17 protein-coding genes, 1 other RNA gene and 1 pseudogene are annotated in these 19,847 nt (G+C 65.3%); 7 read left to right on the top strand and 12 right to left on the bottom strand.

Going from position 1 to position 19,847, the window contains the following annotated elements:
- From BM374_RS24800 to rsmH, 3 genes and pseudogenes are all read right to left on the bottom strand, one after another.
- Window positions 1–622, bottom strand: a pseudogene (locus BM374_RS24800) (penicillin-binding protein 2); the annotation flags it as partial.
- A complete protein-coding gene (gene ftsL / locus BM374_RS24795; protein WP_092297971.1) occupies window positions 619–1,011 on the bottom strand; it encodes a cell division protein FtsL in 393 nt (130 codons plus the stop codon). The gene ftsL and the pseudogene BM374_RS24800, both read right to left, overlap by 4 nt.
- A gap of 3 nt (window positions 1,012–1,014) precedes the next feature.
- Window positions 1,015–2,004 carry a 16S rRNA (cytosine(1402)-N(4))-methyltransferase RsmH gene (gene rsmH / locus BM374_RS24790; protein ID WP_177248508.1) on the bottom strand — a complete coding sequence of 330 codons (990 nt, stop codon included), beginning with the start codon at window positions 2,002–2,004 and terminating at the stop codon, window positions 1,015–1,017.
- 558 nt (window positions 2,005–2,562) lie between these two features.
- Between rsmH and BM374_RS24785 the strand changes: the two genes are divergently transcribed.
- On the top strand, window positions 2,563–3,345 hold the full coding sequence (locus BM374_RS24785; RefSeq protein WP_092297965.1) for an N-acetylmuramoyl-L-alanine amidase: 783 nt from the start codon (window positions 2,563–2,565) through the stop codon (window positions 3,343–3,345).
- Between the two features lie 193 nt (window positions 3,346–3,538).
- Here the strand turns inward: BM374_RS24785 and BM374_RS24780 are convergent, their stop codons facing one another.
- Together BM374_RS24780 and BM374_RS24775 are read right to left on the bottom strand one after the other, a co-directional pair.
- Window positions 3,539–4,774 carry an RNA polymerase sigma factor gene (locus BM374_RS24780; protein WP_092297962.1) on the bottom strand — a complete coding sequence of 412 codons (1,236 nt, stop codon included), beginning with the start codon at window positions 4,772–4,774 and terminating at the stop codon, window positions 3,539–3,541.
- 22 nt (window positions 4,775–4,796) lie between these two features.
- Complete coding sequence (locus BM374_RS24775; RefSeq protein ID WP_092298074.1) at window positions 4,797–5,150, bottom strand: YciI family protein; 354 nt, start codon at window positions 5,148–5,150, stop codon at window positions 4,797–4,799.
- A gap of 149 nt (window positions 5,151–5,299) precedes the next feature.
- Between BM374_RS24775 and rnpB the strand changes: the two genes are divergently transcribed.
- An RNA gene (rnpB, locus tag BM374_RS24770) (RNase P RNA component class A) lies at window positions 5,300–5,717 on the top strand.
- A gap of 162 nt (window positions 5,718–5,879) precedes the next feature.
- On the opposite strand, the gene BM374_RS24765 is transcribed toward rnpB, so the two are convergent.
- Window positions 5,880–6,593, bottom strand: coding sequence for an alpha/beta fold hydrolase (locus BM374_RS24765; protein ID WP_177248507.1), 714 nt, complete (start codon window positions 6,591–6,593; stop codon window positions 5,880–5,882).
- Window positions 6,594–6,669: 76 nt separating this feature from the next.
- The gene (locus BM374_RS24760; protein WP_177248506.1) at window positions 6,670–7,131 is read right to left on the bottom strand and encodes a DUF983 domain-containing protein; all 462 of its coding nucleotides are present in this window, start codon (window positions 7,129–7,131) and stop codon (window positions 6,670–6,672) included.
- 48 nt (window positions 7,132–7,179) lie between these two features.
- On the opposite strand from BM374_RS24760, the gene BM374_RS24755 reads away from it, so the two are divergent.
- Together BM374_RS24755 and BM374_RS24750 are read left to right on the top strand one after the other, a co-directional pair.
- Complete coding sequence (locus BM374_RS24755) at window positions 7,180–8,550, top strand: aminotransferase-like domain-containing protein (protein WP_092297953.1); 1,371 nt, start codon at window positions 7,180–7,182, stop codon at window positions 8,548–8,550.
- 93 nt (window positions 8,551–8,643) lie between these two features.
- Complete coding sequence (locus BM374_RS24750) at window positions 8,644–9,387, top strand: sulfite exporter TauE/SafE family protein (RefSeq protein ID WP_092297949.1); 744 nt, start codon at window positions 8,644–8,646, stop codon at window positions 9,385–9,387.
- Window positions 9,388–9,455: 68 nt separating this feature from the next.
- On the opposite strand, the gene BM374_RS24745 is transcribed toward BM374_RS24750, so the two are convergent.
- From BM374_RS24745 to BM374_RS24730, 4 genes are all read right to left on the bottom strand, one after another.
- Window positions 9,456–10,862 carry an MATE family efflux transporter gene (locus BM374_RS24745; protein ID WP_092297946.1) on the bottom strand — a complete coding sequence of 469 codons (1,407 nt, stop codon included), beginning with the start codon at window positions 10,860–10,862 and terminating at the stop codon, window positions 9,456–9,458.
- Between the two features lie 61 nt (window positions 10,863–10,923).
- A complete protein-coding gene (locus BM374_RS24740) occupies window positions 10,924–12,723 on the bottom strand; it encodes an ABC transporter ATP-binding protein (protein ID WP_177248505.1) in 1,800 nt (599 codons plus the stop codon).
- 504 nt (window positions 12,724–13,227) lie between these two features.
- Window positions 13,228–14,814: a DHA2 family efflux MFS transporter permease subunit gene (locus tag BM374_RS24735; protein WP_092297940.1), complete on the bottom strand. Its 1,587-nt coding sequence runs from the start codon at window positions 14,812–14,814 to the stop codon at window positions 13,228–13,230.
- 28 nt (window positions 14,815–14,842) lie between these two features.
- On the bottom strand, window positions 14,843–16,153 hold the full coding sequence (locus BM374_RS24730; protein ID WP_092297936.1) for an HlyD family secretion protein: 1,311 nt from the start codon (window positions 16,151–16,153) through the stop codon (window positions 14,843–14,845).
- Between the two features lie 196 nt (window positions 16,154–16,349).
- On the opposite strand from BM374_RS24730, the gene BM374_RS24725 reads away from it, so the two are divergent.
- Window positions 16,350–16,985, top strand: a complete 636-nt coding sequence (locus BM374_RS24725; RefSeq protein ID WP_092297933.1) for a TetR/AcrR family transcriptional regulator — start codon at window positions 16,350–16,352, stop codon at window positions 16,983–16,985.
- Between the two features lie 53 nt (window positions 16,986–17,038).
- Window positions 17,039–17,380 (top strand): DUF6665 family protein, encoded by a 342-nt coding sequence (locus BM374_RS24720; RefSeq protein WP_092298071.1) that lies wholly within the window; start codon window positions 17,039–17,041, stop codon window positions 17,378–17,380.
- Window positions 17,381–17,411: 31 nt separating this feature from the next.
- Here the strand turns inward: BM374_RS24720 and BM374_RS24715 are convergent, their stop codons facing one another.
- Complete coding sequence (locus BM374_RS24715; RefSeq protein WP_092297929.1) at window positions 17,412–18,617, bottom strand: extensin family protein; 1,206 nt, start codon at window positions 18,615–18,617, stop codon at window positions 17,412–17,414.
- 195 nt (window positions 18,618–18,812) lie between these two features.
- Here BM374_RS24715 and BM374_RS24710 point away from each other — a divergent pair, with 195 nt between their 5' ends.
- The gene (locus tag BM374_RS24710) at window positions 18,813–19,595 is read left to right on the top strand and encodes a DUF2147 domain-containing protein (RefSeq protein ID WP_092297926.1); all 783 of its coding nucleotides are present in this window, start codon (window positions 18,813–18,815) and stop codon (window positions 19,593–19,595) included.
- Window positions 19,596–19,847 lie beyond the last annotated feature (252 nt).

The raw sequence follows: 19,847 nt of genomic DNA, 5'->3' as shown, positions 1-19,847 counted from the left end.
CGAGGCCCTGGTTGTCGAGCCACTTCTCCATGCCGGCGATGCCCTGGTTGTCGATGTTGACGAGACCGATGAGGTGGGCGACCTCGTTGCCGGTCGGATAGACGCGCTTGTTCTCGCGCAGGAAGCCGATGCCGGGAATGCCGAGCTTGTGGATGTCCTGCTGCTGCTTCGCGGTGATCTCGCGCTTGAGCCAGACGAAGCCCTTGCGCGTCCTCAGCCGCTCGCGCACCTCGGCCTCGTCGAGATCGGGCACGGTTGCGGTCAGAAGCTCGATCGCCTCGTCCTTGTCGATGATGCGGCGCGGCTCGCCGAACAGGCTGGACGCCTTGACGTCGGTCGCGAGGATCGCGCCGTTGCGGTCGACGATGTCGGGCCGTGCGGTCGCCACCACTTCCTGCGACGCGGCGCGCCGCGCACTGTGCGCGTCGGCGCCGATCGCGAACATCACGAGCCGGCCGCCGATCAGGGCATAGACCGTGGCAAACGCCAGCATCGCGAGGCCGACGCGCGCACGCGCTTTGGCGGCACGATCGACATTGCGCCCGTAGAGCAGGCTGCGGATCAGGCGCTGCCGCCAGGGTTCTGCTGGCCGCGCGGTGGATTTGGCCGGAACAGCGCTCATTGCTTGTCCTCGGGCTGAGGCACGGAGCCCGTCACGCTATCAGGATCGCTCGCGGCTTCGATGGTATTGATCATGGACCCGATCGGATCAGGCTCGCCCGGCCTGAACATCCGCGGCGGACGGTCCGGCAGGTTCCTCAGGGAATCATATTGCGTGCCGTTGACGGGCTTGAGCGGCAGATGCCGCTCGACGAGGCCCTGCAACCGCAACGGCGCATCGAGCTTGGCCCATTCGGAGCGCAGCTGCGCGATCGCATCGCGCTGCTCGCGGATCTCGGCGTGCAGCCGCAGCACTTTTTCGACGCGGGCGGTGGAATCCATCTTGATCCGGTAGACATAGGCGGCCGCGAAGATCAGCGCGCCGATGACGAGAAGGTGAATGAAGCGCATGTGCTAGCCGCCCCTCATCACGTCGGAGAGTCTTGGCCAGGACGAGCGCGCGTCCTCGGCATGGGCCGGCGCCGAGGTCCGCTCGGCGGCACGCAGCTTTGCGGACCGGGCGCGCGGATTGTGCGCGACTTCCTCTTCGCCCGCGATCACGGGTCGCCGCGTCAGAAGCTGGAAGCTCGGCGCCGTTTGCGCCACTTCAGGCAGATGTCGCGAGCCGCCGCCGGTCCTGGACCGCTCGGCGAGGAAATTCTTGACGATACGGTCTTCCAGCGAGTGGAACGAGACCACCACGAGACGCCCGCCGGGCTTGAGCACGCGCTCGGCGGCAGAAAGCGCTGTCTGGAGCTCCTCGAGCTCTTCGTTGACCAAGATGCGGAGCGCCTGGAACGTCCGTGTCGCCGGATGAATGTCGCCCGGCTTCGAGCGCACCACCCGACCGACGAGATCGGCGAGCGCGCGCGTGGTGGTGAACGGCGTCTCCTGCCGGTCCGCGACGATGGCGCGGGCGATGCGGCGCGACTGCCGCTCCTCGCCGAACAGATAGATGATATCGGCCAGATCGCTTTCCGAGGCGCGCGCGACGACATCGGCCGCGGTCGGGCCGGTCTGCCCCATCCGCATGTCGAGCGGACCATCGAGGCGGAACGAAAAACCGCGCCCGGCCTGGTCGAGCTGCATCGACGACACCCCGACGTCCATCACGACGCCGTCGACCGCGTCGACACCTTGCGAAGCGCAGACCTCGGCGAGATTCGAGAAACGATCCTCGACCAGCGTCAGCCGGCCGCCGGCGCCCGCGACCAGCTCGGCGCCGCCGGCGATCGCGGTGCTGTCGCGATCGATCGCGATCACGCAGGTTCCTGATATGTCGAGGATGGCGCGGCTGTAGCCGCCGGCCCCGAAGGTGGCATCGACATAGATGCCGCCGTCGCGCGGCGCGAGGTGCGCGACCGCCTCGCGGCCCAGCACGGGGATGTGGGGCGCGTCGCTCATGCCTCGCGCCCGCCGCGTGCGCAGGAGAGCAGGCAGGTCAATTTTGGGGCGAAGCTGCCCATCACGCCTCGAATAATTCCGCGTCGCGGCGGTTCCACGACAAAGCCCCAGTCCAGCATGCACGCCGAGCCCGGTCGTCCCAGGCGGCAAACCCGGTGCTCCCAGTGGAATATGTCGGGCAAGCATGGGATTTCGAGCCAAAAACGCTTTTGGCCGCCTCCGGACGCGGGTCGGCTCTTCACTTCTCAGTAACGGCGCTTAGCGTTAAGAAAGCGTTGATCGGCTCGTTACATCTTGAAAAGGTCCTTGGACGGTTTCTTGGGCGATTTCTTGGGCGGCCCTTGGGCGGTGATGCCTCATCCACACACTGACCCAAAATGCACGCGTTAACCGCACCGCGCGGTTGCACGGAGTGGAGGGTAAAGGAATAGTAAAGAGAAGGGCTTGGCCCCCTCATCGTCCGATTCTGAGTTGTTTATGCCGTCCGGTCCGTCCACGCCGTCTGGAACTGATTCGAAGCGTCAGCGCGCTCTGCCGATTCCAAAGGCAGCGGCGGCCATGCGGACGTTCGAGCCGGATTCGTCGATCGTCTCGGACGTCATCCCCTCTCCCAATCATGGCGAGCGCAGTAAGGGCCGGCAACCCGACATGATCGTGCTGCACTACACCGGCATGCCCGACGTCGAGGGCGCGCTGGCCCGGCTGTGCACGGCTGGTACCGAAGTCTCGGCTCATTACGTCGTGCTGGAGGACGGCCGAATCGTGCAGTGCGTGCCGGAAGCGCGGCGCGCCTGGCACGCCGGCGTCTCCTCCTGGGCCGGCGAGGACGACATCAATTCCTGCTCGATCGGAATCGAGATCATCAACCGCGGCCACGATTGGGGCTATCCGGAGTATCCGCTGCGGCAGATCGCGGCGGTGATCGCGCTATGCCGCGGCATCATCCTCCGCCGCAAGATCGTGCCACAACGCGTGCTCGGCCATTCCGACGTCGCGCCCGCGCGCAAGAAAGATCCCGGCGAGAAATTTCCCTGGCATTCCCTCGCCAATTCCGGCGTCGGTCACTGGGTAACGCCGGCCCCGGTCGTGCGCGGCGAGACCCTGATGCTCGGCACCATCAGCGACGCGGTGCTGAGCCTGCAGCAGGCGCTGGCCCGCTATGGCTATGGCGTGCCGCTCACGGGCAAATACGACGCATCGACCATGGAAGTCGTGACCGCCTTCCAGCGTCACTTCCGTCCCGCGCGGCTGGACGGCGTTGCCGATCACTCGACGCTGACGACCTTGCAGGCGCTCCTGGCGAGCCTGCCGGCGGACGACACCGCCGTCGCGTCGAAGTGACGGCGGGCACCACACACTCCGTCATTTGCCAAGTCTCGTGTCCCGGACGCAATGCAACGCCCTTCGCGTTGCGTTGCAGAGCCGGACCCAGTTGCGACACGAATCCGCTGCGGGGAGCTGGGCCCCGGCTCTGCGGCGCACCGCCAAAGGGGGCGCTGCGCTGCGTCCGGGGCACGAGGCCGGGTTTGAGCGACTAGTCGCCCATCTCCCTCACCCGCCGCGCATACAATCGTCGTAACGGCTCCAATTGCGTCGCCGCCGTCGCGGCAGCATAGGCATCGCGTGCTTCCTGCTTCCGCCCGAGCCGTCGCAACAGATCCGCGCGCACGGCGGGCAGCAGCTCGTAACCATCGAGCCCACCGCGTGCGGCGGTCGCGTCGACAAGGTCGAGGGCGCGCGCCGGGCCGTCAACCATCGAGATCGCGGCGGCATGGTTGAGCTCGATCACCGGCGACGGATTGATGCGCACCAGGACTTCATAAAGCCCCGCAATCTGCGGCCAGTCGGTTTGACCATAGCTCGGCGCGCGGGCATGCAGCGCGGCAATGGCGGCCTGCACCACATAAGGCTGCGGCCGCCCCGGCACGCGCAGCGCGTCATCGACGAGACGCGAGCCTTCCTCGATCTGCGCGCGATCCCAGAGTGAGCGGTCCTGTTCTTCCAGCAGCACGATGTCACCGGCTGCAGTTTCGCGGCCGGCGCGGCGCGCATCGTGCAGCAGCATCAGGGCCAGCAGCCCCTTGATCGCGGCGCGATCGGGCATCAGACGGTCGAGCAAGCGCGCGAGCCTGATCGCTTCGGCCGCGAGATCGGGCCGCATCAGGTCCGCGCCCGAGGTTGCGACATAGCCTTCGGTGAAAACGAGATAGATCACGGCGAGCACGCCGTCGAGCCGCGGCGCCAGCGCGTCGGGCTCGGGCACTTCATAGGGAATGCCGGCAAGCCTGATCTTCTGCTTGGCGCGAACGAGGCGCTGTCCCATCGCGTCTTCACTGACCAGGAACGCGCGCGCGACCTGGGCCGTGGAGAGGCCGCAGACCGTGCGCAGCGTCAGCGCGACCTGGACTTCGGACGCGAACGCCGGATGGCAGCAGGTGAAGATCAACCGCAGCATGTCGTCGTCGAGCATCGCCGGCGGCTCGGCCGGCGCTTGGGCGTTGAGCTCGAGCTCGTGCAGCAGCGCCTGCTGCTTGCCGCGGAAGGCGGCCTGGCGGCGGACACGATCGATCGCCTTGTTGCGCGCAACATTGACCAGCCAGGCGCGCGGATTGCCGGGCAGTTCGCAAACCGACCAGCGCTCCAGCGCAACCGCGAACGCGTCCTGGAGCGCGTCCTCGGCGAGATCGAAATCGCCGACGAGGCGGATCAGGGTGGCCAGCGCCCGCCCCGCCTCGTCGCGAAAGACCTTGTCGATGTCGGTCGGCGTCATGCGTCGATGCGCGGCTCAGCCGTCACTTGTCGTAGACCCAGATCGGCCGCACCTCGATCGACCCGATGCGCGCGCTGGGAATGCGGGCCGCGATCTCGATCGCCGCATTGAGATCCTTGGCCTCAATGAGATAGTAGCCGCCGAGTTGTTCGCGCGTCTCCGCAAATGGACCGTCGGTCGTCAGCGTCTTGCCATCGCGCACGCGCACCGTCGTCGCGGTCGTGGTCGGCCGCAGCCGGTCGCCGGCCTTGAAATTGCCATTCCGGACGATGGATTGCGTGAAGGCCTCATACTCTGCCGACATTTTCTGGCTGGTTCCCGTGTCGATCTTCGCGTACTCGGCCTCGTTCTGGTAGATCATCAGCAGATATTGCATTGCCTGGCTCCTGTTGTTCGGTGGGATCACCGACATCCAGTCGAACGGGTCACCCGCCAAACGACATCTTCAGGATAAATTATTTCGAGGCCGGGTAGCGCGGGATATTGCCTTGACGAAACCGTCACAAATGCTCATTGCCTAGGCCGTCAGTCGGCCGGACGGCCGCCCCTGCAAGTGTCGAAAGGCCGCCGGGGAGGAAAGTCCGGGCTCCCTTGACATGCGGTGCCGGATAACGTCCGGCGGGGGCGACCCCAGGGAAAGTGCCACAGAGAACGAACCGCTCCCTCCTCGGAGGAAGTAAGGGTGAAAAGGTGCGGTAAGAGCGCACCGCGGCTCCGGCAACGGAGCCGGCATGGTAAACCCCACCGGGAGCAAAACCGAATAGGGACGGCTTAAGCGGGCTGTTCGCGAAAGCGATAACGCCGCGGGGCGATGTCAGGCCCGCCGTCCGGGTAGGTTGCTCGAGGCCATGTGCGAACATGGTCCCAGAGGAATGGCCGTCACGTATCGCTTGCGCAAGCGGGCGGTGCCCTACAGAACCCGGCTTACAGGCCGGCTGATGCCTTGCGACGAGGGGTTCGATGCCAACCGCATCGGACCCCTCACCAATTTGGACCGTCATTCCGGGGCTCGCGAAGCGAGAGCCCGGAATCCATCGGCCCGCAGAGTTTGTGGATGAATGAACTCCGGGCTCGTGCTGCGCACGCCCCGGAATGACGGCGAGACTTAACCGACGATCTCCTGCAACACGCCCATCAAAGCCTCCGGCGCCGTCACGTTCGGCGCGTGACTCGCGTCGAGCTCGAAATAGCGCCAGCCCTCCTCGCTCTTCGCGCGTCGTGCAAACTGGCCGAACACATCGCCGGGCGGAATGCGTTTGCAGTAGATGTAGCTCCGCGGGATCGCCGGTTCGCCGTGCTGAAGCTTCAGCTTCGTTTCAAAACACTTGAGCGGCATGTTGATGCGACGCGCATCGAGCCAGGCGAGATCGGCCTGCGGCGTATCCGGCGGCGGCGGGTTCGGCGGAATGCGATAGCCGTCACCTGCGGCAGCTGCCTTGCGCATCGGCTCACGGCCACCTTCGTTGAGATCAAACAGCGACTGGCCGTCGTGCGGCACGAAGGCGTCGAGATAGATTAGCTGCGTGATGCGCTCACGCGCGCGATCGGTAACGCCTGTCGCGACCATGCCGCCGTAACTGTGGCCGAGCAGCACGACGTCGCTGAGATCCTCGAACCGGATGACGTTGAGGATGTCCTGGATATGCGTTTCGAGCTCAATCGCCGGACTTGCGAGATGCGATCGCTCGCCGAGCCCGGTGTAGGTCGGCGCGATCAGCCGGTGGCCGGCCTGGACCATCAGCGGATGCATCTTCTTCCAGGCCCATCCGCCGGACCACGCGCCATGACAAAGCAGGAAGGTTTTTGCGCGAGTGGCCATCGGCGTTTCCATCGTTCTTGTTTTGATGCGATGGAGTGTAGCGATGGCCTGCGCGATGTAAACGCCGCCAGCTGCCTCAGGCAGCGCGCGGTGTCTTCACCAGCACTGGCGCAAGCTGACCGGCTTCGCGCCGCAGCTTGCTGGCCTCGAACCCATGCATGCCGATCTGCCATTGCAGGCCAACGATGGCGCCCTTGGTCGGTTGCAGCAGCGCGAGCGAGGCAAACAGCGTCACCGGCAGCCACACCGCGAGTTGCAGCCACACCGGCGGTGCATAAGCGGTCTCGACCGCGAGGATCGCCGGCACCACGAGATGGCCGACCACGACCATCACGAGATAGGCCGGGAAGTCATCGGCGCGCTGGTGAAACAGCTCCTCGCCGCAACGATCGCAAGCGGCCGCCACTTTCAGGAAGCGGCCGAACAGATGGCCTTCGCCACAGTTCGGGCACTTGCCGCGAAAGCCGCGCCACATCGCCCTTGCCAGAGAGACTGAACCGGTCGCCATGACCACACCTCTTCCGTTTTGATGGTCCATACAATAATATTTTGCTTCCATACATTCAAAGGATAAGGGTCTAATTGCATGGAGTGGACCCCTACAATCTCGGAGCTGTCAGGGCCGCGCTACCAGCGCATCGTCGACGCCATGGAGGCCGACATCGCTGCCGGCCGGCTGGTGCGAGGACAGCAATTGCCGACGCAGCGCGCGCTCGCCAAGGCGCTCGGCATTGACCTCACCACGGTGACACGGGCCTACACCGAGGCGCGGCGTCGCGGCATCATGGAAGCCCGCGTCGGCCAGGGATCGTTCGTGTCGGAGACCAGCGCGCGCCGCGCGGTCGACCTGCCGCATCCCATTGCGATCGACCTGTCGATGAACGTGCCGCCGCATCCGCTCGAAGCGCGGCTCGAGGAGCGCATCGTCGCCGGCCTCGAAGCCATACGCGCGCAATCCGGCCTGACCGCATTTCTCAATTACCAGCCGCCCGGCGGCAGCGCGCATGAGCGCGAGGTCGCCGCGCACTGGATGCGGGCACGTGTTCCGCACGCGCAGGCCGACAAGCTTGTGGTCTTTCCCGGCGCGCAGACGATCCTGTTCAACCTGCTCGCGCACCTTGCGCGGCCGGGAGACGCGGTGCTGACGGAAGTCGTCACTTTCCCAGGTATCAAGGCCGCGGCGGCGCAGCTCGGTATCAAGCTTGTCGGTGTGTCGATGGATGACGGCGGCATCCTGCCCGATGCGCTGGCGAAAGCCTGTCGCACGCACAAGCCCAGGGCCGTCTATCTCATTCCGACGCTGCACAATCCGACCACGGCGACGCTTGCCCCCGAGCGGCGCAACGCAATCGCCAAGATCATCCGCGATACCGATACTGTTCTGATCGAGGACGATGCCTACGGGCTGCTCGACCGCTCGGCCTCGCCGATCGCCAACCTCATCCCGGAGCGGACATATCTGGCGACCACGCTGTCAAAATGCATCGCGCCGGCGCTGCGCGTCGCCTATCTGCTGACGCCCGACAGCGCAACACAACAGGAGATGAGGAGCTTGTTGCAGGCGACCGTGCAGATGCCGGCGCCGCTGATGGTCGCGCTGGTGACGCATTGGCTCGAGAGCGGCGTCGCCGATCGCATCATCACCGCGATCCGTAACGAGGCGATCGGCCGCCAGCAATTGGCGCAACGTGCATTGACGGCATTTCAATTTCAGGCGAAGCCGGCGGCGCATCATTTGTGGCTGCACTTGCCCGCGGGGCGGCCGGATCTCGCGGCGGACCTCTTGCGCAACGGGCTCGCGATCGTTGCCGGCGACGCCTTCGCGGTCGACGGGCAACCGCCGCACGCGGCGCGCGTCTCGCTCGGCGCAGCGCGCAACCGCTCCGAATTGAGCGAAGCGTTGCGCATCCTCGTCGGCGCGCTCCACAGGCCTGCTGATACCAGGCAGATCGTCTAGCAATTTTGAAATTGACGTTTCATGCCGCATTTGTGCTATGCGCCGTGAGGCGATCACGGCTTCGGAATCGCAGGTCACGACGGGAATTCACTGGTGGAAACGTCCTCCTATGCCCTGATTCTGTTCGGCGCACTGGCCGGCGGATTCGTCTCGGGGCTCGCAGGGTTCGGCACGGCGCTGATGGCGCTCGGCATCTGGCTCTACGTGCTGCCGCCCTCGCTCGCGGTGCCCCTGGTGCTGATCTGCTCGGTGATCGCACAGACCTCCACGCTGCCGTCGATGTGGAAGAGCTTTGACCTCTCGCTGGTATGGCCGTTCCTGATCGGCGGACTGATCGGCGTGCCGCTCGGGACCATGCTGGTCGCCTCCGCCGATCCCAAAGTGTTCAAGCTCAGCGTCGGCGTGCTGCTGCTGATCTTCCCGACCGCGCTGTACCTCAACAAGAGGCCCCTCGCCATCAAGTTCGGCGGCCGCATCGCCGACGGCGCGATCGGGTTTGCCGGCGGCATTCTGGGCGGCCTCGCCGGGTTGTCGGGCCCGCTGCCGATCCTCTGGGCCAACATCCGCGGCTGGAACAAGCACGAGCGGCGCGGCATCTTCCAGCTGTTCAATTTCACGGTGCTCGCCACCGCGCTGGTGTTGCAGACGGTCTCGGGCCTGGTCGCCTTCAAGGTGGTCTGGCTCGCGATGGTCGCATTCCCGGGTACCTTGATCGGCGCATGGGCCGGCGCGCGGGTCTATCACGCACTCAGCGACAAGCACTTTGGCGACGTCGTGCTCGGCTTGCTATTCCTGTCTGGCGCTACCCTGGTCTGGAACAGTCTCGGCGCGCACTAGTCTTGCTTTCCCACGGCGCGGCAGACGTGCCGGAGCCGTGGGTGGAGAACCAAGCCAAGGGAGCCTCGCTACGCGGGCTCGCGCAGCGGCGATGCGACAGGCTCAGGATCTGTCGGCTCCCTTATTTTCTGGTGGGCTGACGGCGCAAGCCGCTTCCCGAATTCGCGCAGCAACAGCGACACGCTCAGGGCGCCCTGCAGCGCGTTGGTGACGATCGACAAGTACCAGACGTGCTCCATCCGGAAGCCCGGCCACGTCGAGAGCCAGATCGACGGCAAGGAATAGGTCAAGACCCGCATTGCCGAGGTCCACAACACCGGCTTGGTATTGCCCAGTCCCTGGAACATGCTGGAGCAGACAAAGATCAGCCCCTGCGCCACCATGTTGAATGAGACGATACGCAGAAAAAGTGACGCAACCGCCATCGTCTCCCGATCGCTCGAGAACCCTGCAAGCAGCAGACCAGGCGCGAACTGCGCGACGATCAGAAAAGCCGTCATCACGGCTGTCGCCATGAGCGATGCCTTGACAAAAGTCTCCCGCACACGCGCGCCATTGCCGGCGCCGAAATTCTGGCCGGCGATTGGCCCTGCGGCAAGCGCGATGGCGAGTGCCGGCATCTGGATCAGACCCAGCAGCCGCGTCCCGATGCCGAATCCCGCCTGCGCCGCCGGGCCGAATACGCTCAGCACGTAATAGCCCACCGCCATGACGACGAAGACCATCACGAACTCGCCGCCGGCGGGAAGCCCGACATTGAGGATTCTCTTCCACTGCCGAAGCTGCGGACGCCATTGCGCCGGATGAAACGCGACGTAACGCTCCAGCCTGAGGAAATAGACCAGCAGCATCAGCACGCCGACGCCAACCGCGATGGAGCTTGCAAGGCCCGCTCCGGCGACACCAAGCGCATGTCCGGTGCCCCACCCCGTGATCAGCACCGGTGCCAGCGCGATGTTGATGGTCACGGCGAGCGCCTGCACCAGCATGCTCGGCCGCACGATGCCGGTGGCCCGCAATGCGGACGCCATCACCTGCGTCGCGAATTGCAACGCGAGCGCCGGCATGAACCAAAGCAAATAGGTCGTGCCGGCCTCGATCGTGGCTTGGTCCGCCGCAATCGCGCGCATATAGGGGCGCGAAAGCGCAAGACCCGCGGCCAATGTCAGCAAGCCGAACAGCACGGACAGCACGACCGACTGGTTGAAGACGAGATTGGCATCGTCGCGATCCTTACGGCCGACCGCGTGTGACATCAGCGCCACCGTGCCGACGCCGAGCACCTGCATCAGCGCATTGACGAGAAAGCCCGCATTGCCGGCCGCAGCAACACCCGCGATCGCCGCCTCGCCCAGGCCCGAGACGAAGTACAAGTCGACCAGCTGGCAGATCATGATCGTGATCATGCCGACCACGATCGGTGGCGCCATGCTCAGAATATGGCTCACGACGGAGCCGTGCGTGAGGTCTTTCATCTCATTCCATCCTCCGGCGGTCCTGGCCGACGATCGCCGTCAGCCACGCGCCATTCCACGCTCATTCCGCCGCTGCGATCTGCCCAAGCTCCACCACCTGGCGCTCGAACAGGCTGCGATAGGTGCCGCCTGGCTTGCCCGCGAGCACGGCATGCGTGCCCTGCTCGACGATCTCGCCGCGGTCGAACACCAGGATGCGATCGAGGCTGCGCACCGTCGACAGCCGGTGCGCGATCACGATCGAGGTGCGGCCTTTCATCAGCCGTTCCATCGCCTGCTGGATCAGGGCTTCCGACTCCGAGTCCAGGCTCGAGGTCGCCTCGTCCAGGATCAGCACCGGCGCATCCGCCAGGAAGGCGCGCGCCAGCGCCACGCGCTGCCGCTCGCCGCCCGACAGCTTCACGCCGCGCTCGCCGACCAGGGTGCCATAGCCCTTCGGCAGGCGCAGGATGAAGTCGTGCGCATTCGCCAGCCGCGCGGCCTGCTCGATCGCCTCCAGGCTGGCGCCGGGCCGGCCATAGGCGATGTTCTCGGCAAGCGAGCGGTGAAACAGGATCGGCTCCTGCTGCACGATCGCGATCTGGCTGCGCAGCGATTGCTGCGTGGCCTTCGAGATATCCTGCCCGTCGATCAGCACGCGACCGCCGGTGACGTCGTAGAGCCGCTGCACCAGCTTGACGAAAGTCGTCTTGCCGGAGCCGGAGCGGCCGACGAGACCGACGCGTTCGCCCGCGCGGATCCTGATCGACAACCCGTCATACAGCGGCGCGCGATGACCGCCATAGTGGAACGTGACGTCGTCGAACACGATCTCGCCGCCCTCGATTGTGATCGGCCGCGCGTCAGCGGCATCGGCAATGCCGATCGGCTCGTCATGGATCGCCACAAGCTCCTCCATGTCGTTGACCGAGCGCTGGAGGTTGTTGATGTGCATGCCAACGTCGCGCAAGTAAGCGTGGATCACGTAATAGCTCGTCAACACGTAGGTGACGTCGCCGGGCGAGGCATGCCCGTACATCCACAGCAGCACCGAGCCGCCGATCACGGACCCCCGCAGGCACAGCAGCAGCGAGAGCTGCGCCATGGCCGTGTAGTTGTAGCGAAACCAGGTCCGCCGCACCCGCACACGCCAGCGCTTGATGACACGAGCCAACCGCGCATCTTCCCGCGCTTCCGCGCCGAACGACTTCACCACCGCATTGCAGGTCAGCGCATCCGCCAGCGTGCCGCCCACCTTGGTGTCCCATGCATTGGAGACACGCGCGGCCGGCGCGATATAGCGCGTCGAGAACAGCACCGTCATCGTGACATAGACAAGCGCGCCGAGCGCGATCACCGCGCCGAGCGAGGCCCAGTGCACGCCGAGCAGGATCATCGATCCGATCAGCACGACCAGCGATGGCAATAGCGCCAGCAGAAGCGTGTCGTTGAGCAGATCGAGCGCCCACATGCCCCGCGTGATCTTGCGCACGGTCGAGCCGGCGAAGGAGTTGGCGTGCCAGTCGGTCGAGAAGCGCTGCACGCGCAGGAACGCGTCCTGCGCCACGTCGGACATGATCTTCAGCGTGAACGGCACGATCACCTGCAGCCCGGTCAGGCGCAGCACCATCGAGGCCGCGCCCAGCACGACGATGCCGCCGAGCGCCACCAGCGCGGCGTGGCGCGCCTCGATGCTGGATGGGCCCTGCGTCAGCGCGTCGACCAGATGTCCTGAGAACACCGGCATGAACAGGTCGGCGGCGGTTGCACCCAGTAGACCGAGAGCAATAGCGAGCGTCCGCGCTGGCTGCTTCAGCCAGTGCCGGAACACGAAGGGCAGGACCACGCGGATCGCCGCGGGTTTTTTTGACAGGGCGGTCATGACATCATCCGGCCGCTGACGGCGCGAGCCGGCTCCATCGATGGACGCAAGCCGGCCACAAGGGCCGAGACGGCGTCACTTAGAACTGAGGTTGACTTGGGAAGCGGAGCGATCGGGGCGTTTGGTCGAAAGCCTGGCCCAATCGAAGCTGGCGGAAATGGCCTCTAAAGGGCCGAGCACATACCGAGCCAGAAAACCGAGCGCGGGCGTGCGATCTGCGAATGCGACGAAATCATGCAAATCCCTCCCCGGTTCGGTTGAATGAGGTGCGCCTTATAGATGTATCGCCTGCGATTTGCAACGGGCCTCGCGCGAGATCACGCACGAGTGTTGCATTTTAGTGCGGGTTCATATGCCTCGCCGTCGCCTCAATCTCCGCTGTCATGCCCCTGCTCGACCAGGCCATCCAGTACGCCGCGGCTTATCGGATCAACAACAACCGTCTCGGAGTACTGGATCGCCCGGTCAAGCCGAGCGATGACACCGCGTGTGGGGTAGGTAGCGTCAATGCGCGTCGCCGCCGCCGCCGAATGGCGACGCCGGTCTGTTGAGCAGCGTGACCAGCAGGCTGAGGCCGAGATAGAACAGCGTCAGCACGAAGAAGGCATCGCCGAAGCTCATCACCACGGCCTGGCGGTGCACGATCTGGCTGAGCTGCTTCATTGCCATCAGCGTGGAGTCGCCGAGCCCCTGGAACTTCTGGGCCAACATGGTCAGGGTTTCGGTCGCGGTCGCGTTGCCCCAGGTCACGCGCTCCTGCAGGCGCGTGATGTGCAGATCGGTGCGGTCGTTGAGCACGGTGTTGATGACGGCAAGACCGACCGCGCCGCCGAGATTGCGCATCAGGTTGAACAGACCCGAGGCATTCTTCACCCTCTCGGGCGGCAGCGTGCCGAGGGCGATGTTGTTGGTCGGCACCATCGCGAACATCATGCCGATGCCGCGCAGGATCTGAGGCACGAGCAGCTCGTAGAAATCGTAGTCGCGCGTGATCCAGGTCATCTGGTAGGAGCCGATCGCGAACACGACGAGGCCGAACGCGATCATGTAGCGCATGTCGAGGCTCGCCATCAGCCGGCCGACCAGCGGCGCGACCAGGAACATGGTGATCCCGGAGACGAACATGGTCTCGCCGATCATCAGCGCGCTGTAGCCGCGCACCTCGGCGAGATAGCGCGGATAGATGTAGGTCAGTCCATAGAGACCGATACCGATGCAGAACTGCAGCGTGGAGCCGACGGCGAAATTGCGGTTGGTGAACGTGCGCAGATTGACGATCGGCTCGGCGGCCGTGAACACGCGCACGAAGAACGAGATCGCCGAGACGGCGCAGACCCAGGCGCAGATCGCCACGGAGGTGTCCTGCAGCCATTCATATTGCGGACCTTCCTCCAGCACGTATTCGAGCGTGCCGAGGAAGCCCGCCATGAAGATGAGGCCCCACCAGTCGAAGCGGTCGAGCAGTTCGAAATGCGGCTCGTCGAAATCGACCAGCGCCAGCACGCCCAGGGTGATGCCGATGCCGGGCACGACGTTGATGAAGAACAGCCAGTTCCACGACATCAAATCGGTGATGTAGCCGCCGACCGTCGGACCGATCGTGGGAGCTAAGGTCGCAACAAGTCCGATGATGGGACCGACGATGTGGAATTTGGAGCGCGGGAACACGGTATAGGCCGAGGCGAACACGGTCGGGATCATGCCGGCGCCGAGAAAGCCCTGCAGTGCGCGCCAGAGGATCATCTCCTCGATGGTGGTGGCGAAGCCGCAGAGCAGGCTCGAGGCGGTGAAGCCGGCCGCCGAGATCGCGAACAGCAGTCGCGTGCCGAAAGCACGTGACAGGAAGCCGGACAGCGGGATCGCGATCACTTCGGCGATCAGATAGGCGGTCTGGACCCAGGAAACCTCGCTCGAGCTCGCCGACAGGCCGGCCTGGATTTCGCTCAAGGAGGCCGAGACGATCTGGATGTCCAGGATCGACATGAACATCCCGAACACCATGATGATGAAGGCGAACAGCCGCTTCGGCGCGATGCGCTCCGAGGCGGCTGATGCCATCATGGCAGGTGAAGCGGTGGTGGCGGTGGCCATGGTCTGACCTCGCAGCGCTCGGTGGCGCCTACTGCGGATGGATCATGGTGGGATCGTCGAGATCGATCTCGCTGTCGGCGTCGGCGGCGCCCTTGTTGGTGTCGACGGTGGCGTAGACCGACATGCCGGCGCGGAGCAGGTTCTGCTTCGCAACCGCCTTCGGCACGCGGATGCGCACCGGCACGCGCTGCACGATCTTGGTGAAATTGCCGGTGGCGTTGTCGGGCGGCAGCAGCGTGAACACCGAGCCTGCGCCTGCCGCGATGCTGTCGACCACGCCGGAGAACTTGCGCATGCCGTAGGCATCGACCTTGATCGTCACCGGCTGGCCGGGGCGGATGCGCTTGAGCTGGGTTTCCTTGAAATTGGCGTCGATATAGACCTCATCGAGCGGCACGACATTGCCAAGCCGCTGACCGACCGCGACGAAGTCGCCGGAGTTGACAAGGCGGTTGGAGAAGATGCCGTCGACCGGCGCGCGCACGGCGGTGAAGGAGAGATCGCGCTCGGCCTTGGCGAGCGTGGTCTTGAGCTCGGCGAGCTGCGCCTGCGCTTCGGCCTGCTGCGCCTTGGCAACGTCGACATTGCTGACGGCGACGTCGTAGGCCGCCTGCGCGGCCTTGACCGCGGCTGCGCCCTGGTCACGCCCGGCCTCCGACGTTTCGAACGTGGCGCGCGAGGCAAAGCCCTTGCTGCTCAGCTCCTGCTGGCGCTCATAATCGAGATCGGCGCGCTTGAGGCCGGCTTCGGCCGAGACGAGCTGCGCCTTGGCCTGCGCGACCTGGCTGTCGAGCGCCGCGATCTGGCGGCCGATCCGATCGATGGTGGCCTGCTGGGTCCCGATCCGGGTCGCGGCCGCGTCGACCGCGATCTTGTAGTCGCCGTCGTCGATGCGCAGGATGATGTCGCCGGCGTGCACCGGCGTATTGTCTCGAGCGAGGATCGACGAGATGTGGCCAGCCACGCGCGCGCCTAGCATGGTGTTGTTGGCGCGGACATAGGCATCGTCGGTGGAGACGAAGAAGCGGCCGACCAGGGTGTAATAGCCGGCATAGCCTGCCGCCGCGAGCGCCAGCACGAGGCCGATGCCCATCATGACGAATTTGCGCTTGCCGGATTTTGGCGCGGCGGCGGCGGGCGCGGCTGCAGTTGGGGCCGGCTGGTCGGTCACCCGCTTCTCCGGCGCCTCGCTGGTGCGTCGCTTGGTCTCTTCGGCCACATGAGAACGCAGCTGTTCGGCGAGGACGGCTTGTGTCCCCGTCGCAGCTTCGCGATCCGCCGACGTCTCTGCAGCTTCCTGGCGAAGGACGCGCGCTGCCTGGTCTCTCGATACGGCCATAAAGGCCCCCCAACAAAAAAACGCGATCCGGGGCAGCCGTCACACAGCCGCTTTCCCGCTCGCCATCCCAAATACCATTGACCGAACGGTTCGGTCAATATACCTAATGTTCCCGGGCGAACCCTACTGGTCCGAATCCTTTATTTGGGTTTCATGCTGCGAGCCCGATCTGAAAACCTTCCGAGACGCTGAACCAATGGTTGTAGCCGGTCGCGAACATCTGCAAATCCTCCAGGAGGAGGACAGCTCCAAACGCCGCCAGATTCTGGCCGGCGCCCGTAAGGTGTTCATGGATCTGGGTTTTGACGGCGCCAGCATGGGCGAGATCGCGCGCGCGGCCGGCGTTTCCAAGGGCACGCTCTACGTCTACTTCGCCGACAAGAGTGCACTGTTCGAAGCCATCCTCGAGGAGGAAGCGCTCTTTCATGGCCAGGTCGTGTTCAATTTCGACCCCGCGCGCGACGCCGAGACCACGCTGAAGGACTTTGGCCAGGCCTACATTCACCTGCTCTGCCGGCCCGGCGGCGGATCGGCGATCCGCACGGTGATGGCCATCGCCGAGCGCATGCCCGATGTCGGCCGCCGCTATTATCTGCGCGTGCTGGACAAGACCATCAACCGGCTGTCCGAATATCTCAAAGTCCATGTCGCCTCGGGCGATCTCGAGATCGACGATTGCGACCTCGCCGCCTCGCAGTTCATGGAACTGTGCAAGGCCTCGCTGTTCCTGCCGTTCGTCTTCCAGGCAGCACCGCCGCCGTCGGAACAGCGCATGACGGAAGTCGTCGACAGCGCGACCCGGATGTTCCTCGCCGCCTACCAGGCAAAGTAACGGCGGACTGGCGCGCGTTGCACCGGCGGGATGCGCACCATTATATGAGCGCCATGCCCCGTGATCTTCGCCCGCCGGTCGATATCCTCCACTACGAGATCGTCCAGGAACAGGCCTCAGCGCTTGGACGCATGGGCCGCACGCTCGAACAGGCGCTGGCGCAATTGCGCGAATTCGACGCCGCCCACGCATTGTCGGAAACGCCGGCCTCGTTGCAATCGGCAAGGCGCAAGCTGGTGATGGAAGCCGGCCAGGCGCTCTGGATGTTCGTGGTCCAACGCGAGGCGACGGGCCTGCGCGACAGCCGCCATATCATGCGGACCTACAACGTCCCGGCCGAGGTGCAGCGCTGCATGGGGCTCGCGCCGCCGTCGTCGAAGTCGGCCGCGAAATGATGCTGTAACTCGCAGGGCTCCCGATCGCGACCTAGTCGTCCGAGAACTCGTCTTCCTCGTTGATCTTGTCGCGCTTGCTCTTGTGCGTACCGAGCGAGCCGGTCACGTAGGGATCGCGCGAGCTCGCATAGGGATTGCGCCGCTGGGCGCGTGCGGCAACCTCTTCGCCCGAAACTGCAGCCGGCTGGCAGATCAGCCGACGGCTGGCGCGGCGCATCAGGTCGACGTGGATGTGATCGTAGTGATAGACGTTCGAGCCCGGCGCGAGCACGGTGGTGAAATGCGCGCAGGCGCCCGACTGGACGTCGCGCAGGAATCCCTGCTCTTCCGGCATGCCGTGCCAGCCATCCTTCACGGTGATGCGACGCCCGTCGGCGAGCGTGAAGGCGGCGACGTCGAGCGCGTTGCCGAAGGCGTGCTCGGAGATATGGGCGTGCGGATTGCCGTTCATGCCGCGGCAGGAATAGGCGGAGATCTGCTTGATCTCGACCACGCGGGCGCCGAACCAGCGCATCGCCGATGGCTGCACGCTATCGGCCAGCCAGCGGTCGAGTTCTGAGACGATTGGACAAGCAAGCGTCGCAGTCGGCTTGATCGCGACGGGACCAACGGCGGTGACGGGATTGCCCTGCGCGGGGCCCAGCCGCGGCAGCGGCTGTTGCGCAGGCGCCTGCGAAGACGGAGCCTGCGAATACGGCGCCGGCCGCGCCGGATAGCTCGGCGCGTTCATGTAACGCGCCGCACCCGCGGCATCCGTGCCTTCGGGCGGCAGGTCGATCTCGTCTTCCTGCGGCGCCACGCCGGGCGCATTGAGCGACACCGGGCCTGACGAGGCGCCGTAGCCGGCGGGCTGGCGCACCGCGCTTTCAGGGTAGTTCGACCGCTGCGGATAGCCGGGTGCCGGATAGTTCGATTGCGGCTGGCTCACCGGCCAGCGCGGCTGATTGCCAACATTGCCGGGCGGGCGCAGCTCCTCGTCGGCAAAGCCATAGCTGCTCGAGGCTTCACCGAGGGCAGCGACCTTCAGCGGAAACTCCGCGCCGCACATGCCGGGGCCGGAGATCGGGTCGATCCGGACGATGTCGGCGCTCTCTTTCACGGCGCCCGATTTCAGGCACGCCGCTTCGGCCTCGGCCCGCCACGGTTCACGTTCGGCCTGGAACCAGCCGCGTCCGCAACCCGCAAGCGAAACAAGGACGATGGAGCCGACGAGATACAAACGAACTCCGCGCGTCATGCACGCACGTTCGGTGAATTTACTTAAAAACTCTTCAACACGTGGATTTCAGCGTTCTTTAACCATGCCACACCCGGGCAGCCGCTGTGAGGTCCATCACAGAAGGCCCGATAGCTTCGGCATAAGGTCGAGCCACATCCGGTCCGCGACCGACTTCAGTCCAGCTCGGGACCCCACGCCATTTCGGAGATTGTCATGAACAAGCTCAGCATCGCCGCCACCGCGCTCTTCCTGGCCTCAACCGCCGCCGCACATGCCGGCAATGCGCTCTCGTTCCAGATCGAGGGCCAGCGCATCCGCATCGAGACGCCACGCCATTGCGCCTCGCTCGATTGCGTCACCATCGTGGCGCCCGGCCTGTCGGACAAGCCGATCAAGCTGAACAACATCAATCTCAACGGCCTTGGCGGATCCAAGAACGACGACACCACGCCACCTGCGACGACGGCACAGCCCGCGCCGGCTCCGGTACAGCAGCAGCCCGTGGCGCAGGCGCCGGTGCCCGCCCCTGCTCCGGCAGCGCCGACCGCCGCCCCCGCTCCGGCAAATGTCGTTGCTGCCGCACCGCCCGTGGACACGACCGTGCCGCCGGCGCCGGTTGCAGCTCCTGCTCCTGTTGTCCCGCCCGCGCCTGATGGCGCAGCGGCCGCCTATACGCCGCCCGCTCCGGCGCCTGTCGCGCCTGTGCAGGTCGCGAACACGCCGATCGGCGTCTGGGCGACTGAGGAGAACAAAGGCAATGTTCGCGTCGAACAGTGCGGCCCCAATCTCTGCGGCTATGCCGAGAAGACCAATGAGCGGATCCTGATCAACATGAAGCCCGACGGCGCCAAGTGGAGCGGTCGCATCCACGACCCCAACTCCGGCCGCAACTACGATTCGACCATCGCCATGAAAGGTCCGAACGCGATGCGCGTGCAGGGCTGCGCCTTCGGTGGCCTGTTCTGCGGCGGCCAGACCTGGAAGCGGGTGAGCTGACGCCGACGCGGTTGCAACGGCACACACAACTTTTCGTCATGCCCGGGCTTGTCCCGGGCATCCACGTTCTTGGTGCAACAAAGCAAAGGCGTGGATGGCCGGGTCAAGCCCGGCCACGACGCTCTGGAGATATCTGGCTCGAAGTCGCTGGAAACGTCCTCCGTGAACGTCCGCCCGTCCCGTGCGACAGATGTTCATCCGCCATTCAGCCATCTCAGGCTGATATCGGCCGACCTCGCCTCGCGTTTCTCA

The organism is Bradyrhizobium sp. Ghvi (genome assembly GCF_900115265.1).
Taxonomy (GTDB): domain Bacteria; phylum Pseudomonadota; class Alphaproteobacteria; order Rhizobiales; family Xanthobacteraceae; genus Bradyrhizobium.
This window is presented reverse-complemented; position numbering and strand designations above follow the sequence as displayed.

Bases quoted from the DNA above. Each gene is read 5' to 3' on its own strand.
- ftsL (WP_092297971.1), bottom strand. From the start codon at position 1,011: ATGCGCTTCATTCACCTTCTCGTCATCGGCGCGCTGATCTTCGCGGCC.
- rsmH (WP_177248508.1), bottom strand. From the start codon at position 2,004: ATGAGCGACGCGCCCCACATCCCCGTGCTGGGCCGCGAGGCGGTCGCG.
- BM374_RS24785 (WP_092297965.1), top strand. From the start codon at position 2,563: ATGCGGACGTTCGAGCCGGATTCGTCGATCGTCTCGGACGTCATCCCC.
- BM374_RS24780 (WP_092297962.1), bottom strand. From the start codon at position 4,774: ATGACGCCGACCGACATCGACAAGGTCTTTCGCGACGAGGCGGGGCGG.
- BM374_RS24775 (WP_092298074.1), bottom strand. From the start codon at position 5,150: ATGCAATATCTGCTGATGATCTACCAGAACGAGGCCGAGTACGCGAAG.
- BM374_RS24765 (WP_177248507.1), bottom strand. From the start codon at position 6,593: ATGGCCACTCGCGCAAAAACCTTCCTGCTTTGTCATGGCGCGTGGTCC.
- BM374_RS24760 (WP_177248506.1), bottom strand. From the start codon at position 7,131: ATGGACCATCAAAACGGAAGAGGTGTGGTCATGGCGACCGGTTCAGTC.
- BM374_RS24755 (WP_092297953.1), top strand. From the start codon at position 7,180: ATGGAGTGGACCCCTACAATCTCGGAGCTGTCAGGGCCGCGCTACCAG.
- BM374_RS24745 (WP_092297946.1), bottom strand. From the start codon at position 10,862: ATGAAAGACCTCACGCACGGCTCCGTCGTGAGCCATATTCTGAGCATG.
- BM374_RS24740 (WP_177248505.1), bottom strand. From the start codon at position 12,723: ATGACCGCCCTGTCAAAAAAACCCGCGGCGATCCGCGTGGTCCTGCCC.
- BM374_RS24735 (WP_092297940.1), bottom strand. From the start codon at position 14,814: ATGGCCACCGCCACCACCGCTTCACCTGCCATGATGGCATCAGCCGCC.
- BM374_RS24730 (WP_092297936.1), bottom strand. From the start codon at position 16,153: ATGGCCGTATCGAGAGACCAGGCAGCGCGCGTCCTTCGCCAGGAAGCT.
- BM374_RS24725 (WP_092297933.1), top strand. From the start codon at position 16,350: ATGGTTGTAGCCGGTCGCGAACATCTGCAAATCCTCCAGGAGGAGGAC.
- BM374_RS24720 (WP_092298071.1), top strand. From the start codon at position 17,039: ATGCCCCGTGATCTTCGCCCGCCGGTCGATATCCTCCACTACGAGATC.
- BM374_RS24715 (WP_092297929.1), bottom strand. From the start codon at position 18,617: ATGACGCGCGGAGTTCGTTTGTATCTCGTCGGCTCCATCGTCCTTGTT.
- BM374_RS24710 (WP_092297926.1), top strand. From the start codon at position 18,813: ATGAACAAGCTCAGCATCGCCGCCACCGCGCTCTTCCTGGCCTCAACC.